The organism is Pseudomonas sp. YeP6b, assembly GCF_025642995.1.
Lineage (GTDB): Bacteria > Pseudomonadota > Gammaproteobacteria > Pseudomonadales > Pseudomonadaceae > Aquipseudomonas.
In genome coordinates this window covers 173,265-189,212 of the sequence record NZ_CP080090.1, presented here as the reverse complement: position 1 = coordinate 189,212, position 15,948 = coordinate 173,265, and the positions used below count along the sequence as shown (strand labels likewise).

Below are 15,948 nucleotides of genomic sequence, written 5' to 3'. Positions count from 1 at the left end.
ATGAGTTGGAAAGTCCGCTTTTACAGTGGCCTCAATCAAGGGGTCGAAGTGCCGCTGGCCGAAGGGCGAGTGGTCATCGGCTGCGACCCGTTGCAAGCTGATCTGGTGCTGGTCGATGAAGGTATTGCGCCGGTTCACCTGGTGCTGGATGTCGACCCGCAGGGCGTGCGCCTGCTGGAATGGGCCGAGGGTAATCAGCCGCTGCAGGAAGGCCAGCCGCTGGCCGGCGGCAGCACGTTGCAGGCGCTGGTCCGGCAGGCCTGCGGGCCGCTGCTGTGGGCCTATTGTGCTCAGGAGCGACAGTTTTCCGAACAATTGCCGCTGGCCGCCAGCCCTCAGGAGCGTCGCACGGCGGTGCCCCGGGCCCATTGGGGTGGGCGACTGATGCTCGGGGTCAGCGTGCTGTTGCTGGTCGGTGTCGTCGGTTTGCTCGGCGCCCCTTGGTCGGGCGGCAGTGGCGGCATGACCGGCGAAGACCCGGTCGTGGCCTTGCGCAGTTTTCTGCGTGATCGTCAGTTCCAGTATGTGCAGGTCGGTGAGCGTCAGGCCAACGGCAATGTTCCGCTCACCGGTTACCTGGAAGACAACCGCACGCGGCTGGCGTTGCAGCAGTACCTGGAGCGCAGCGGCCTGACGTATCGGCTCGACGTTCGCAGCATGGAAGAGATTCGTCAGGGGGTGGAATTCATCCTGCAGAAATTCGGTTATCGCCAGGTGCGCACCGCCACTGCGGACCAACCCGGCTGGATTCGTCTCACCGGCGAACTGGCGCTGGAGGATGAACACTGGTTACAGATCGAAAGCCTGCTCAAGGCCGATGTGCCGGGGTTGCTGGGCGTGGAAAACCGCGTTCGGCTGGCCGGCTCGCACCTCAAGCGGCTCGACCAGATGCTCACCGATTTCGGGCTTGAAGCCGTGCTGGCCTACCAGGACAAAGGCGAGCGCATCGAGTTGCGCGGGCAACTGGATGAGGCTCAGCTCAACGAGTTCTACAAGTTACAGCGCGAATTCCGACAGGAGTTCGGCACTCGCCCGGCGCTGGATCTGGTGAGCCGCAACAAGCGCGGCAGCACCGATGACCTGGAGTTCGTGGTGCGTTCGGTGTCTTTGGGCAAGGTGCCTTATGTGGTGCTGGGGGACGGCCAGAAGTACCCGGTCGACGCTTCGACCCCGCAAGGCGTGAGGGTGCTGGCAATCAATGCCGACGCCGTGATCGTCAGCCGCGGAAAACAACAATTCATCATCAATCTCAAGGGAGAGCCACTCAATGATGACGGCTTTGGAGGAGCGTCTGTACGCCGCTGACGTTGACTTTGAACGGCAGCTGCGTGCGCAACTGGAACAGGCCCAGGCCAGCGGCAAACGCCGCTTGATGGGCGGCGGTGATCCGCAACAGTACCGGCAATGGCAGATGGAAGCCCAGGCAGTCGAGGCCTCCATCAGCATTCTCAACACCCTTAAGGGAGCTTCGTGATGGCATCGATTTTTACCAATGACAGCAGCGTCAACACCCTCGACAAAGTCGCGGAAAACCTCAAGGACCAAGCCAACAACGCCAACAAGGAAGTCGGTGACGCCATTGCGGCCCTCAAGGACTCCGCAGACAACCCGGCGCTGTTGGCCGAACTGCAACACAAGCTCAACAAGTGGTCGGTGATCTACAACATCAACTCGACTGTCACCCGCTCGATGAGAGACCTGATGCAGGGCATCCTGCAGAAAATCTGATGATGGACAGTTCATTGAAAGGGCTGATGGCAGAACTAGCCCTGGCCGGTAGCGGCCATCACTGCCACGAAGAAGCCCAGCAGATTGCGAACTGGCTTGAACAGGTCGAGGGTCAGGAGGAAGCCGCGTGCCTGATCCGGCTTTCCAGCCTGATGAACCAGGGGCATTACCAACAGGCGTTGGTGTTGGGTGAAGGCAAACCGTGGCCGGCACTTGCACCCTGGCTGGCGTTATGTGAATGGCGGCTGGGGCTCGGTACGGCGCTGGATCGGCGCCTGGCCGAACTGGCCGCGAGCGAGGACCCTCGGCTGGTGCAGTTTGCCCACGGCATGCGTGACCCGGAGGGGCCATGAACCGGATCGACTCGTCGCCTTCGCAGCTGCCGCTCCATCATGGACGGGATGCACGGCCCATGGCGCCGGTCGAGCCCGGTCAGGCGCAAGCCTTCGACGCGGCGATGAAAAGCCCTCCGGTGTCGTCCAAGTCGGCACCGACCGACGCACCGTTGCAGCTCTGGTTGCAAGGTGCGGACCTGACAACGGCCCTGGCGGGCATGGACCCGCGCCAACAGCGTGAAAACGTCTGGAAGTGGTATCGCCAGGACTTGCCGGATTCGGCCGAAGGGCGTCGTGACGAGTTGCGCAACTGGCTGATGCAAGGCCTGTCGGACCGCTTGCTGGTGCGCTTCCCGGAGCAACAGCTGGGGCTTGAGCCGGATCGTCTGGCGCTTAAGGACTTGCTCAGGGAGCAGGCACCGTTTGGCAAGCAACAGGAAACACTGTTGCTCAACGTGCTGGGCGAGATCAAAGGGGTTGAGGGCAGTGATTACCTGGCGAGCATCGTGCGCCGCGAGTTGCAGATCCTGATCCCCACGAACGCAATGATCGAAAACTTGATGCGCTTCACCCACTCACCCGATTTGGAGTCGTGATGGACGTTAGTCAGATAAGTCAGGCCGCTGTCACCAGTCTCGATGAGCTCAAGGCGCCCCAGGCCAGCGCCGGGCAAATCGCCGATTTCGAGCAGGCGATGGGCAAGGGTTCCGAGAGCCTTGGGGGCAACCTGCTCAATGAAATCGGACAGATCAAAGAACGTTTTTCCCAGGCCAAGCATGACCTTGAGGTCGAGCTTTCGACCCCCGGCGATGACCCCGGCAGCCTGATGCAGATGCAGTGGTCGTTGATGCGCATCAGCATGCAGGAGGAACTGATAGCCAAGACGGTCGGGCGCATGAGTCAGAACGTCGAAACGCTGATGAAAACCCAATAAGGTGCTGCGTGAAGAGACTCAATCGAATCCTGATGTTGTTGACCGTGTTGCTGCTCGCCGGTTGCAAGGTCGAACTCTATGCCGGCATCAGCCAGAAAGAAGGCAACGAAATGCTCGCGTTGCTGCGCACCGAAGGGATCTGGGCGGCCAAGCAGCCTGACAAGGACGGCAAGATCAAATTACTGGTCGAGGAATCTGATATCGCCGAGGCCATTGATGCGCTCAAGCGCAAAGGCTATCCGCGTGAAAGCTTTTCCACGCTCAAGGATGTGTTCCCCAAAGAAGGGTTGATCTCCTCGCCGGTGGAGGAGCGAGCCAGGCTCAATTACGCCAAGGCCCAGGAAATCTCCCGGACCCTGTCGGAAATCGACGGCGTGCTGGTGGCCCGCGTTCATGTGGTGTTGCCCGAAGACCGCGACGGTCTGGGCAAGAAATCTTCGCCGGCCTCGGCGTCGGTGTTTATCAAACACGCGGCGGATATCCAGCTCGACGCTTACATTCCGCAAATCAAGCAACTGGTGAACAACGGCATCGAAGGCCTGAGTTACGACCGCATCAGCGTGGTGCTGGTGCCTTCGGCCGATGTCCGGCAGGTCCCGCTGGCCCCGCGTTATGACACGGTGTTCTCGATTCAGGTGACCGAAGAATCCCGTGGCCGGTTGCTGGGGTTGTTCGGGTTGCTGTTCGCGTTGCTGTTGGTCAGCAACCTCGGCCAGTACTTGTGGCAGCGCAGCAGGCTTTCGTGATGACGTTGTTGCTGACGCCGTACCAATTGAGGTTTTGCCCGGCCCGTTACATTCACCCTACGCACGTCCCGCTCTCGCTGGCGGGGCTGGCCGACACGCTGGGCCATTGGCGTCGGCACAGCGGGATCAATGCCTGGCTGTTGGGTGAGTGCAAGCTGGACATCGAGTATGAGCTGCCGCCGACACTCGGTGGCTTGGCGTTCTTTGAGCAGGCCGCGCTGGAGAAGACACTCGGTTACCTGGGCGCGTTGCTGCATGGCCATGCCATTCGCCAGGTGCTGGACGCGACAAACCTGCGACGGGTTCACGCCGCGATTGGCGAGGCCGGGCATCGTTACTGCCTGGAACAACTGGAGCTGATCATCGGCGCCTGGCCGGACGGCTGGCAGCAACCGTTACCTGAGGGTGAACTCGTTGATTGCTTGCGCCAACGTGCGCTGGCGTTCTGGCTGCTGGCCTGCGGTGACACGCCATCGGGATTTGCCCGCCGCCTCGCCTTGCGCCTGGCGCTTTGCGAACCCCGGCTATCCGAGCCCCCGGCGCAGTGGACGGTCAGTAGCAGCCAGCGTCCATTGGCCCAGGCGTTGTGCCTGAAAATCGCCCGACAAGTGAGCCCGCAATGCTTCCATTTATTGAAATAAAAGCCTCCGACGTCCGATTGGCGCCGGACCAGGTCCTACTGCGCAGTGCCGACTATCAGGACTATCTGACGGCGGGAGAACTGGTCGAAGTAGCCCGCAAGCGTGCCGAGGAAATCGAGCAAGCCGCCCACGATGTCTACGAGCAACAGAAGGCGTTGGGCTGGCAGGCTGGCATCGAGGAGGCGCGCAAGCGTCAGGCCACGTTGATTCAGGAAACGCTGTTGCAGTGTCATCAGTATTACCGCGACGTCGAGCAGCAGATGAGCGACGTGGTGCTGCAAGCAGTGCGCAAAATTCTCCAGCACTACGACAACATCGAGCTGACGTTACAAGTGACGCAGCAGGCGCTGTCACTGGTCAGCAACCAGAAACAGGTGATCCTGCACGTGCAGCCGGATCAGGTGCTTGAGGTGCGCGAGCAGATTTCCCTGGTCCTCAAGGACTATCCGGAAGTGGGCTATATCGAGGTCATCGCCGATGCGCGGCTCGACCAGGGCGGCTGCATCCTGGAAACCGAGATCGGCATCATCGACGCGAGTGTCGACGGCCAGTTGGGCGCCCTGGAAGAGGCCCTGAAGCAAACATGGATGCAGGGTAGGGATGAACGAATACGACCAACTTATGTGAACTTCTGATAAACGCCGTCATCATTTACAAGCCAAATGTACTGATAGGCTTGAACCAAAACGGCAGGCGGACTGTAAGGAACGCTGTTGGTGCTGCGGGTATGGGCATCGAAGAGCATCTCGTGACCTTGGCTAGGGTACGAACCAACCCGAATGCGCGACTGGCGCACAGCTTAATGTGGGAGACCTGGATGCGTCGAAACAGGCCTCCGATCAGCAGCCCTTCTTCGCTCCAGTCAAATTGAAAAGCTTCACCGAGCGCAAACGTCAGCGGTACAAAAGCGCGTAAAGACTTGCCTTGCTCACCTCGCCACGAGCGTACAAACGCCGTGAGCTGGCTATAGCCGCCGTCATAACCCTCAGCCTTGATCTGCTCGAAAAGTGCTTTGGCGCTTCTGCGGTTGTGCTTTGCCCGGAACGAATCGGCTTTCAGCGCCTGTTCCAGCGTGTCGTGGAATGGGCTGAGTTTGTTGAAGGTCGCGCACCGCTGGTACGCCGGCTGATTGGCTTCGGGCGCTCTGACCCATTTGCGGATGGTGTTTCTCGACAGCCCGGTACGCTTGGCTATCTGGTGCAGCGAGAGCTTGTCGCGGAAGTACATCCGCCGGATTTTCCCCAATATTTCCATGCTGATCACCCTGTGTTCTCCTGCTCAAAAAGTGAGCAGAAGCAGTTGAACACCTGGGTCAGTTTTCAGTCGGCAGAACAGCCTTTACTGGGTCAGTTTTCGGTCAGAGACAACAGATATCTACAAAATCAGGTGCGTTTACTAAAAGTCAGGGTTTGGAGGCGATGATACGATTAGTTCTCTCAAATACTGACAAGCGAACGGGGAAGTGTGTGGTCATGAGTACCAGTTACGTAGATGCCTTGCTCCAGGAGTTGGGTGCTGTATTGGGTATCGCTGGGCTTGAATTCAATGATGAACGTTTGTGCACGCTGGTGGTGAGTCATCGGCAGGTGTTGTCGTTACGACACGCGTGTGCGTTTAACCAATTGATACTGTTTGGACCGCTCGGCTATGAGCTACCCGACAATCCTTCCCGGAAAACATTGAATATGTTGATGTCGACAGCACTCAATCCGCTGATGGGATCGGCTCCAGGTGTCGGGTGGGACCCTGATTTGGGGCTTATCGGATTTCAGGCATTCAGCCTGGAAGGGCTCAATGTTCACGAGTTAGAAACAAGCCTGGGTTCTTTTATCGAATGGGCTGACACTTTTTCGCAGCAGTTGGCGATGCCTGTTGATTCAGCATCCAGTTTTCAAGGGGTTAAGTATGATCACGTTTAACAACGTTGCCGCGTTGCAAAGAGCACCTGAATCCGTCAAAGACGCTATCCAGCAGCAAGGTGTGTTGAAAGTTGGTGGTCGTGAGTACCATATTCAAAGCGATTTGCAGCAAGTTCTGCGTACTCAGCCTAAAGACAGCATAGTGGCTCGTTTTATTGAGGGCGTTAGCAAGCTGTTCACGACCGGTTCCAGCGCTTCCGTTGCCCAAGGGTTGACCCGGTCTTTGTTTACTTCACATGCTGGCGCGTTGCAGCAACGTCTGCAATCTATCTCATCGGTTGAGCATGCACGGATGCTGTTCAAAGATGCTGGCTTGCAAAGCCCCGAGCAAGTACTGGATCGCCTGGGTCGAACAGATGACAAGTCGTTGAATGGAGTTTCCAGTGGCGAAGTCAAACAACTCTTTGAGCGCGCGCTGGCGGAAGCGCTGGTTAATACTGCATCTGGCCAAGCCTTGGAGGCGCTAGTGGGACCGTCGGTCACCCGAGCGCTGGTGAACAAGCAACTGCCATTTGCCAGTCTCGAAAGTTTGCGTACTTCAGGTTCGTCCGCCTCGGTGGTGGGCGGCCTGGAGCCGATACTCATGGTCGAGCTGAAGAACCTGGGCCTGGCACAACAACATCAGCAATCAGTGTTGCAGCAAGATCTTGGCAGTGCGCCGTACAACAGTGTCCTAAGTGAATCGTTCTATAACCCGAAAGGTTACACCGAAGATGTGGATCGCGCGGCTGCCTGGATCCTTAAAGCGTCGACCTCGGGTGGCAATGAATGGGAAAACTTTACGGCGTTGCTGCGTGAGTACAGATCCAATGGCAAGGACCTGACAGACGCGACTGTTCTTAAAGAACTACATCAACGGCTGGTACCTGATATCGACAGGTCCTATCGTGGCCCGGCTATCAGCGGTGGCCGTTTGCTCTCCAGTATTACGGGGGCAGCAATGTTGGATCAGCACCTCAAAACACTGGACAAGGATCATGAGCAAGTTGGCAAGCAGTTGTTCGCAGCTGTGGTGGGCTTCCATGGGTTTATCGATGGCAATGGTCGTATGGGGAGGTTGCTGTATGCCCTTACTGAGCTGCGTGCGCAACAATTTACACCGATGGCTGTTGAGACAGAGAACTTGCTTAGCGGTTTAAGCTGATTTAGACGTGCGTGAGCGTGGGGGGATCTTCGTCGTAGGTAACGAACAGCGTCAGATTGCGCATTCCACGCCATCCGGCCGGGCAGTCGGAGCGCAGCGACGCAGGTTTGCATTGTAAGTCTGGGGTTGTATGCCCAAACCCCAGATTTTTTTGTCGGATGCTGAAGAACGGAGCCCCCCGCTAATCGCTTGATTGGGGGGAAAGCCTCACCGCGTAACTTACAGGCTGTTTGAGGGTAGTTGAAGCACCGTCAGCAAAATCGCGCTCAATCTTCCTTGGGCTTCCTGTCTGGTTTGCGCAGATGATATTTCCGGATCTTCATCGACGTTTTTACTGAGCTGTGCGAAAGGGATGTCTGATCACGGCACAAACTCCACCTTCAACCCCCGGCTCGCACTACGCCCCTGATCATCACTGACCCGCAACCGGTATTCCCCCGACTTGCCCGGCCGCCAGTTCAGCGTGGTTTGCGGCGGGCCTTGGCCGATCAGCGTTTGGTCGGCAAACCAATACAGCATCGTCGCATCGCTGGCCGCGTTGGCATTCAGCGGGATGCTTTCCTGCGGCTGGGACAGGCGCAACTGATAGCTCACTTGAGTTAACGGCGAGCGAATCTGCGGCGCTTCGCTCTGATCGCTGATGCGGTTGGGTTGGCAGTTCTTCATCACATTGGGCGGCGTGCGCCGGGGCAGGCCTGCCGCTCGGTACAGGCGCTGTACGTCGCTGGGCCAGAATTCGAAGACTTCTTCGCGGGTGTATTGCGCATCGAAGGGCGGGCACGCGGCTTTGCCGGTGCGCGTGTCGATCAGCACTGGGCGGTGCAGGTTGGACACACGAATCGGCGAGACGCCCGGTACATACCAGGTCTTGCGGGTTTGCGGGCACCAGCGGTTGGGCAGCTCACCGGAGGCGGCGCAGACGTCGATGCGCACCAGCCCGGCGGGTGGCTTGTCGGGTTTGATCACCACCGTGGGCAGTGCCAGGGGCAGGGCGTCGGCGATGCGGAAGAACAACGGCGCGGCGGTCTTGGCGCCAATAAACGCAGGGTTCGGTCGACCATCAAAGTTACCGACCCACACCACCAGCACGTAGGGGCCGACCAGGCCTGCGCTCCAGGCATCGTGAAAGCCCCAGGAGGTGCCGGTTTTCCACGCGGTGCGCCAATGGCGGCCCGGCAAACCATCCGGCCGTGGGTTGCGGCGCAGCATGTCGCGCACCATAAACGCGGCTTGCGGTGTGAGCAATTGGGGGCCGGTAGATTGCGGCTGTTCCTGCAAATAGCGCAGTGGCCGCAAATGCCCATCGCCGGCCAGCATCACATACAGCTGCGCCAGCTCTTCCGGCGTCATCTCGCCGCCGCCCAGCGCCAAGGCCAGGCCGTAATGGCTCTCGCCGCGCAGGCCTTTGATGCCGGCGCGTTGCAACAAGCCATACAGCGAAGGCGACTTGACCTGGCTGGCGAGCCACACCGCCGGGATATTGCGACTCCGGATCAAGGCATCCCGCGCCGTCAGCGGGCCGATAAAACTGCCGTCGAAATTTTCCGGCTGGAAGTAGCCGAAGTTACTCGGCAAATCCTTGAGAATGCTCATGGGGTGAATCACGCCCTGATCCAGCGCCAGCCCATATAGAAACGGTTTTAGGGTCGACCCCGGCGAGCGCCGCGCCAAAACACCGTTGACCTGCCCGTGGATGCTTGTGGATAAGTAATCCGCCGAGCCCACCAGCGCCTTGACGCTCTGGTCGCGGCTGTCGATCAGGATCGCCGTGGCGTTTTCCACACCGGTGCTGCGCCGCTCGGCGATAAAGCCGGTAATCAAGCGCTCCAGCAATTGCTGAAGCGGCAGGTTGAGGGTGGTGTTGAGCTCGTTACCTGCCTGGGCCGCGAGCAACTGTTCGCTCAGGTGCGGCGCCAGAAACGGGATCTGCTGACGGTTGCGCGCTTCCAGCGGCAAGTCGAGCAAACTGTCGTTGCGCGGGTCTTGTGGATAAGTTTCACGCCAGTCGGCCATCAAGCGCAGCCGCGCGTTTTGCAGCGACGGCCCAAAGCGCGCGCGTCGCCCCGGCTGCTGGGGAATCACCGCCAGCGCCAGCGCTTCAGACAACGACAACTGCGCCGCCGACTTGCCAAAGTAAATGCGGCTGGCCGCTTCGGCACCTTCGATGTTGCCGCCCATGGGCGCCAGGTTCAGGTAGGCCTCAAGGATGTCGTGCTTGCTGTAACGCGCCTCCAGCCACAGCGCCAAGGCCATCTGCTGCAACTTGCCCGGCACCTGGCGGGTGTTCAAGTCCCACAAGCGTCGCGCCAGTTGCATGCTCAAGGTTGAGCCGCCCTGGCGCTGGCCGCCGCTGTAGGTGGCCATGGCCGCCCGCAGTAACGCCGGGGGGTTGATCCCCGGATGCCAGTAGAAGTTGCGGTCTTCCTTGAGCAGCAACGCTTCGACCAGTGAAGGCGACATGCGCGCAAGCGGCAGCCATAAACGGTATTGGCCGTCAGTTGCCAACGTCATGCGCAGCAGCGCGCCGTCGTCGGCCAGCACCACCCGCGACGAGGTCACGGCCTGTTCCAGCGGAGCATGTGGCCATAGCCGCAACCCCACCAGCACCGCCGCCGTTGCCAGCAGCGGTGTCAGGCGTTTAAGGCTTGGTAATTTCAAGCTGGCCTACTTTGCCGCGCCCTTGCAGGGTGGTTTCGTACATCCCTTCGGCGTAGGCCGGTGGCGTATTGAAGGTGCCGGCGTTGGTGGCGCGCACGCGGTAGACGAAAGTACTTACATCGCGCAGCGCGGTGCCGTACAACACCACTCGATCATCCCGCACATCCACGTAGTCCGGCTGCCAGTTGCTCAGCTCGGTTTCGCCGATGGGCGCCTGCCAGGCGTCAGTTTCATCACCGTCGGCGGTTTCCACGTACTCCGAATCGTCGCCTTCACTTTCATCGGCGCTTGCGGCCTCTGGTTCCGGCGGCAAGTTATACACAGGCTCGACGCCGCCGGGCAGCAGGTCGACCACGGCCACTTGCTGCACTTGGTCGCGGTCGGTGGCGCGCAGACGCAGGCGCACCAGGAACTCATCGCCCACCGCCACTTTGCTCACCGGCTCGCCCTTGAGGTCGAGGTATTCGTGGATGATTTCCAGGCCATTGTTGATCGGCTTGAGCTTGGCGCCCTTGTCGAAACCGGCTTCGCTGAGCATGTAGAACGCGGCCGGGCCGTCGGTTTTTTCCATCACCAGCTTCTGCGTGGCACGCGGCACGGCGGCGCGCGGTGGCTGACCGGCCATCTCCAGCAATTGCTGCTGCTTGTCGCCCAGCCAGGCGGTGGCCTTGAGGGTCATGTCGCTCTGCGCGCGCTGGCCATAGTTGTCCAGGGCACGCAGCAGCAAGGCGGCCGACAGCGAGTTGTAGCGTTGCTCGTTAAGGCGTTTGCCGAGTTTATCCAGCAGCGCTGTCGGTACATCGTCGAGCAACTCTGGGAAATGCCGCGCCAGCAGGTGCAAGTGTTCGGCGTCGTGCACCAGCGGGTCGTAATACAGGCCGTCGCTGACCCACTTATCCACAAGGGAGCGCCATGGGATTTTGCGGAACAGCGTATCGGCCTGGCGATCCTGCTTGAGCAGTTTGTAGCTGGCGGCCAGGTAAGCGGCGCCCAGGTCGTTCTGCCAGGTGTCTTTGAAGTAGCTCTCGTAGCGCTCGCGGATATCGCTCAAGGCGCCGCTCACGAGAATCCCCTGACGGCTCAGCAGGTAACTGGCGTAGGCACGGTTGCGCAATTCCGACAGCCCTTCGCTCGGGCCGTTGGCCAGGTCCGTCAGATACGCATTGGAGCGCACCAGCAAATCTTCCGGCACTGGCAGCCCGCGTTCCTTGGCTTCGATCAGGAAATCGGTGGCGTACAGGCTGGCATACGGCGCCACATCCGGGTTGGCCGCCCACAAACCAAAGCCGCCGGCTTGGTTCTGGCGTTGACGCAACATGCGCACCGCGCTGCTGAACGCTTGCTCGGCTTCTGGCGCCGTGCCGCCCCAGATCAACGCCGGCATGGCCTTGGACACCAATTGCTCGGTGCAGGCGTAGCCATAGTCATCCAGGTAATGCTTGAGGCCGTTGGCCCACACCAGCGGCGAGGCCGCCACGCCCAGCTGCACATCACGCAGTTGGCTGAACAGTTCGCGCGTTGGCTTGAGCTCTTTGCTGGCGCTGTCGAAACGACCCAGGCTCAGGGCCACGCGGTGTTCGCTCAGCGGGCGGATCGAGGTGGTTTCCCCGACCTGGATGCGTTTGCCATCGGGCAGCACGGCGATAAAACGCAGGTCCGCCGAGCCGAGGGTTTCGCCGACCTTGATTTTGAACTCAGCGGTGCCTTCCTTGCGCGGTTGCAACGACAAGGTGCTGCCTTTGTTGCCTTGCACGTTGAGGCCGTCGCTGGTCTGCAGTTCAAACTTCACGTCCGCCGCTGCGTCGAGGTTGCTGAACACCCCGGCGCTCACATTGAACACATCCCCCGGCGCGACAAAGGCCGGCACGTTCGGCGTGATCACGATCGGCCCACGCACGTCGGTGCTGGCCTCGCTGACACCCACGCTGTCGGCATCCACTGCCACCGCAAACAGGTGCAGCTTGCCGTTGAAGCTGTCCGGCACTTGGTAATGCAGCACGGTTTCACCGGCCGGCAGGTCCACCAGCCCGGACCACCACGCCACCGGTGGCTGATGTTTACGCTTGAATGGGTTGAGGTGGTTGGCCAGGGCGCCTTCGGTATCGCCACCGGGCGCTGCCCCACTGAGCAGGCGGCTGAATTCCGGTAGGATCAGGTCAAGAATCTGACTGGTGCCGACTTCCAATGCGCGCTTCTGGAAGAAGAAGCCCAATGGGTCCGGCGTCTGGTAGCGCGCCACTTGCAAGATGCCTTCGTCAACCGCGTAAACCACCGCGCGGCCTGGGCGGTCGGCAGTGACCTTGATGTCCAGGGTTTGTCCTGGTTCGATCTTCGCCGGGCCTTCGACCTTCAGCGCCATGCGCCGCGCATCCAGGTTGATGCTGAACGGCACCACGCCGTAGGACAGCGGGCTCATGTAGACCTCGGACGAGCCGATGTCCCGCACAAACTGCACGTTGACGTAGGCATTGCCCTCAAGGCCTGCAGGCACGCGGATATGTTGCACGCTGTTGGTGCTGTCGGCCTTGAACCACTGCTGGGTGTAGACCTTATCGCGCTCGATGGTGATCAAGCCGGCGCCGGTGTAAGGCGCGCGAATGCTGATCGCAATTTCATCACCGGTGGCATAGCTGCGTTTATCCAGGCGCAGTTGCAACTCGGCGTTACGCTCCAGGGAGCGCGAAGTGTTGCCACGCCCGGCTACGCTGTAGTCGATCTGGTTGAGCAGGTTGCCGTTGGCATCCTTGAGTTGCAGGGTGAAGTCGCCCGGCGTGCCGGTGTTCAGGGTCTGCTTGGCGCCGTCCTTGGTCATCGTCAGCGGTGAGGCCGGCTGGCTGATGTTTTTGATGCGCGATTCGTACTTGTAGGTGCCGTTGGACTGTTTCACCAGCACCGACACATAACGGTGCTCGACCACTTCACTGGTCAGGCCATCCACTGCCACTGGCGTAAGGTCCGGCGCGACGGCCAGCCACTGCACCTGACGCGGGGCGTCCTTGGCCACGTATGACAGCGAATCCTGACTTTTCACACCCACCAGATACGGCGCGGACGACACCAGCAGCGCACTTTGCGCCGCTACGTTACGGCCACCTTCGGCCTCGAATACCTGGGTCATGACCTGCAGGCGATAGGTGCTGTTGGCGAAGCGTTGCAGGTTGAGGTCAAGCACGGCCTGGCCGTTGTCATCGACGGTGGTTTCGGCGAGGTCTTCGGTGCTGGCGTCTTCCAATGAGTCGTTGAGGCGGAAGCGGTAATCGGGATAACGGTCGAAGGCCGCGAGCGTCGGGCTCAGGGACATCTTCGCCGTGACCCGGCGGCCGGCCGCCGGGGCGCCGAACAGGTGCATCGCGGTGACTTTAGCCACCACTTGGTCCGGTGGGATCCAGCCCGGCACCGGCGTTTCGTGCAGGCTCAGGCTGACCTTCATGCGGTCCGGCTCGAAATCTCGGACCTTGAAGCTGACACTGCCCAGGTCGGTGCGGGTGTTTTTCTCGCCAATCAATTGCAAGGTGGCGGTGTAATCGCCAGCCGGGGCGACTTCACTGCTGGGGAAATCAAAGGTTTCAAAACCGCTGGTGGACAACTTCAGTGGCTGGCGAATTACCTCCAGGCCGCGTGGGTCGGTGATTTGCAGCTCCACCGGCAGGCCTTGCAGGGCGCCTTTCCAGTTGCCACTGCGTACGATCATGCCCACGTGCGCCGTCTCGCCCGGGCGATACAGGCCACGGTCGGTAAACAGGTACGCGCTGAGGCGATCAATCGCACCGTCTTCTTCCAAACCGCCTACGTCGAAACGCGACAAATCCAGCTGCTGAGACTGACGGGCAATCGGCAGGAAGGACTGGTCATTGCCGCGAGTGACCACATACATCAGCGGCGTTTTCTCACGGCGCAATTCATCCAGCTTGGCGAAATGCACATGGCCTTCGGTGTCGGTGCGGCCACTGCTGACCGCCAGACCGTTGCGGCCGATGATGTCGACTTGCGCATCCGCCACCGGCGAACCATTGCCGATCGACTGCACGTACACATCATGGCTGCCGTCGCTTGCGCGCTTGGCGATGATGCCGAGGTCGGTGACCACGATGAAACGCAGATCGCTGGTGCTGCTGCGGTCGTATTCAAACGTGCGCTCGGCCGGGTCGTCCTGAGGGCTCAGCTTGAGTACGAAAATGCCGCGACGCCCGCCGTTGGCGGTGAGGTAGTGGCTCAGATCGACGTTGTCATAAACGGTTTTCGCCGGGTCATTAGACGACAGCGGAATATCCAGCGACTGACGCTCGACCATCCGATCAAAGTATTCGTTGCCGAAGTTCGGCCGAGCGAAGCTGCCGCTGCTCTGGTCCACCAGGTGCTGCAACTGGTTGGGCAGCAGGCGAGCGATTTCGACGTGGGCGCCGGGCACGCCACGGGCCATGAAGCCCAGGCGTTTTTCGCCGTTGAGGCTGAGCAGTGCGCCGTCAGACAAGAACTGCAAGGTACGCGGATATGCGGGCATGCTGATCAAGGAGGCCGTAGGGTTTTTCGCCAGGTAGCCGCCAATGGCTTCCAGGTTCGCGGGCACGCGCACATACAGCGCGCGGCCAGCTGGGGCCTTGAACTTGAAGCCGTGCAGGGTGTTCAGCGGCTCGACGCTGGGCACGTGGGTCAAGTTGACCTTGGTGCTGCGGGCGAGCAGGGCGTCGTCGATGTCGTTGCTGGTGTAGGGGCGGGTGTCGTCCTGGGCTTTTTCCGGCAGCAGCCAAGCCTGGACCTTACCGGCGATGGTGTCATCGGCTACGGCGCTGGAACTGCTGAACATCAGCACCGGCTCCGGCTCGCCGCGTTCGTTGTCGACAAAACTGACGTCGGCGCCGGTAAAGGTCAGGCGATAGCGACCGGGCACAGTGACTTCCGCCACCAGCGGCGCGTTGTTGGCATTGCCGCCATCACGGGCCTTGATGCCTTCGTCGAGCTTGGCGCTGACCGGTGTGCTTTCCAGCGGCGTGGCCAGGGCGGCGGAGCGTACGTAGGCGTTGAGCTTGGTGTCGTCGAAGGTGATTTCGGGGCGGTTAGGCAGCTGCGCATCACGGTAAGCCAGGCCTTTGCCGAGGGTCACGGACACGCGCTTACGCAGGTTGTCTTCGTCCACCGGGTGGGAAAAGTGGAAGGTCGCCACCAGCTGTTTCAGCGTTGGGTTGGACGGGTCTTGGTACAGCTCGTTATGGGCCAGGGTGGCGCGGAACGGCTGGGTAGAAAACTGGCTGCTGTACTGGCTGAGCAGCACGCCGTCGGCCAGGAGATTTTTCTTGGTCAGGTCGAGGGTGTAATGGGTGTCGATGGGCCAATCTTTTTCCGGCACGAACAGTAAGGTGCGGTCGTCGGACCAGCGCCAGGCGCCCGCCACAGTGGGCTTGAGCGTGATGCCTTCGGTAACCGGTTTACCAATCGCCGCCAACGGGGCCACGGATTCAGCGAAACGCACCTGCAAGTTATCCACAACCGGCGGCTGCTGGGTGTAATCCGTCAGGTTAGGTTTGTGCAGCGAATAACCCACGGTGTGCGGCTGCGGCAGGTTTGAATACCAATGCCAGCCATAGAAGCCGGCGGCGGCCAGCAACACCAGCCCCAACACCCCAGCGCCAGCCTGACGCGGGTAAGCGCGAGCCTTGCGGCCCAGGTTCGCCAGGCCATGGCCGATGGCGCGCAGCCAGGATGGCGGTTGCCATTGGCCGAACAGGGCACTCACCACAGTGGTTAACAGGCTGAGAAAACGGCGGCTGATCGCTTTCAACGTATCGAACATGGTGAGCATCCCTGGCTAAGTGCGGCGTATCTTACAGCGTCTTTGATACAAAAGA

Annotated in this window: 13 protein-coding genes and 1 pseudogene; 11 read left to right on the top strand and 3 right to left on the bottom strand. The window is 60.5% G+C overall.

The features are described 5' to 3' along the window. The 9 genes from sctD to KZH41_RS00805 are packed head-to-tail and all read left to right on the top strand — an operon-like array spanning position 1 to position 5,019. On the top strand, positions 1–1,305 hold the full coding sequence (gene sctD, locus KZH41_RS00845; RefSeq protein ID WP_242153624.1) for a type III secretion system inner membrane ring subunit SctD: 1,305 nt from the start codon (positions 1–3) through the stop codon (positions 1,303–1,305). Further along, positions 1,268–1,474 (top strand): EscE/YscE/SsaE family type III secretion system needle protein co-chaperone, encoded by a 207-nt coding sequence (locus KZH41_RS00840; RefSeq protein WP_094949057.1) that lies wholly within the window; start codon positions 1,268–1,270, stop codon positions 1,472–1,474. Before sctD ends, KZH41_RS00840 begins: the two co-directional genes overlap by 38 nt. Next, positions 1,474–1,728, top strand: a complete 255-nt coding sequence (sctF, locus tag KZH41_RS00835) for a type III secretion system needle filament subunit SctF (RefSeq protein WP_076963238.1) — start codon at positions 1,474–1,476, stop codon at positions 1,726–1,728. Before KZH41_RS00840 ends, sctF begins: the two co-directional genes overlap by 1 nt. Then, the gene (locus KZH41_RS00830; RefSeq protein WP_317988375.1) at positions 1,728–2,081 is read left to right on the top strand and encodes a YscG family type III secretion system chaperone; all 354 of its coding nucleotides are present in this window, start codon (positions 1,728–1,730) and stop codon (positions 2,079–2,081) included. The genes sctF and KZH41_RS00830 overlap by 1 nt, the downstream gene beginning before the upstream one ends. Beyond that, positions 2,078–2,659: a YopR/YscH family type III secretion effector gene (locus KZH41_RS00825; protein ID WP_094949055.1), complete on the top strand. Its 582-nt coding sequence runs from the start codon at positions 2,078–2,080 to the stop codon at positions 2,657–2,659. The genes KZH41_RS00830 and KZH41_RS00825 overlap by 4 nt, the downstream gene beginning before the upstream one ends. Beyond that, entirely contained in the window at positions 2,659–2,997 is a 339-nt protein-coding gene (gene sctI, locus KZH41_RS00820) for a type III secretion system inner rod subunit SctI (protein WP_094949054.1), read from the top strand. The genes KZH41_RS00825 and sctI overlap by 1 nt, the downstream gene beginning before the upstream one ends. Then, positions 2,994–3,743: a type III secretion system inner membrane ring lipoprotein SctJ gene (gene sctJ / locus KZH41_RS00815; protein WP_094949095.1), complete on the top strand. Its 750-nt coding sequence runs from the start codon at positions 2,994–2,996 to the stop codon at positions 3,741–3,743. The genes sctI and sctJ overlap by 4 nt, the downstream gene beginning before the upstream one ends. Continuing rightward, complete coding sequence (locus tag KZH41_RS00810) at positions 3,743–4,384, top strand: Yop proteins translocation protein K (RefSeq protein WP_094949053.1); 642 nt, start codon at positions 3,743–3,745, stop codon at positions 4,382–4,384. Before sctJ ends, KZH41_RS00810 begins: the two co-directional genes overlap by 1 nt. After that, the gene (locus tag KZH41_RS00805) at positions 4,363–5,019 is read left to right on the top strand and encodes an HrpE/YscL family type III secretion apparatus protein (RefSeq protein WP_094949052.1); all 657 of its coding nucleotides are present in this window, start codon (positions 4,363–4,365) and stop codon (positions 5,017–5,019) included. The genes KZH41_RS00810 and KZH41_RS00805 overlap by 22 nt, the downstream gene beginning before the upstream one ends. Before the next feature lie 83 nt (positions 5,020–5,102). On the opposite strand, the pseudogene KZH41_RS00800 reads toward KZH41_RS00805, so the two are convergent. Then, positions 5,103–5,638 (bottom strand): annotated as a pseudogene (locus KZH41_RS00800) (IS21 family transposase); the annotation flags it as partial. A gap of 218 nt (positions 5,639–5,856) precedes the next feature. On the opposite strand from KZH41_RS00800, the gene KZH41_RS00795 reads away from it, so the two are divergent. Beyond that, the gene (locus KZH41_RS00795) at positions 5,857–6,303 is read left to right on the top strand and encodes a CesT family type III secretion system chaperone (protein ID WP_176462887.1); all 447 of its coding nucleotides are present in this window, start codon (positions 5,857–5,859) and stop codon (positions 6,301–6,303) included. Further along, the gene (locus KZH41_RS00790; protein ID WP_263274219.1) at positions 6,290–7,447 is read left to right on the top strand and encodes a VopS family T3SS effector adenosine monophosphate-protein transferase; all 1,158 of its coding nucleotides are present in this window, start codon (positions 6,290–6,292) and stop codon (positions 7,445–7,447) included. The genes KZH41_RS00795 and KZH41_RS00790 overlap by 14 nt, the downstream gene beginning before the upstream one ends. Positions 7,448–7,807: 360 nt before the next feature. Here KZH41_RS00790 and pbpC read toward each other — a convergent pair whose 3' ends face one another. Together pbpC and KZH41_RS00780 are read right to left on the bottom strand one after the other, a co-directional pair. Then, complete coding sequence (pbpC, locus tag KZH41_RS00785; RefSeq protein WP_263274218.1) at positions 7,808–10,105, bottom strand: penicillin-binding protein 1C; 2,298 nt, start codon at positions 10,103–10,105, stop codon at positions 7,808–7,810. Continuing rightward, positions 10,086–15,893, bottom strand: a complete 5,808-nt coding sequence (locus tag KZH41_RS00780) for an alpha-2-macroglobulin (protein ID WP_263274217.1) — start codon at positions 15,891–15,893, stop codon at positions 10,086–10,088. Before KZH41_RS00780 ends, pbpC begins: the two co-directional genes overlap by 20 nt. Positions 15,894–15,948 lie beyond the last annotated feature (55 nt).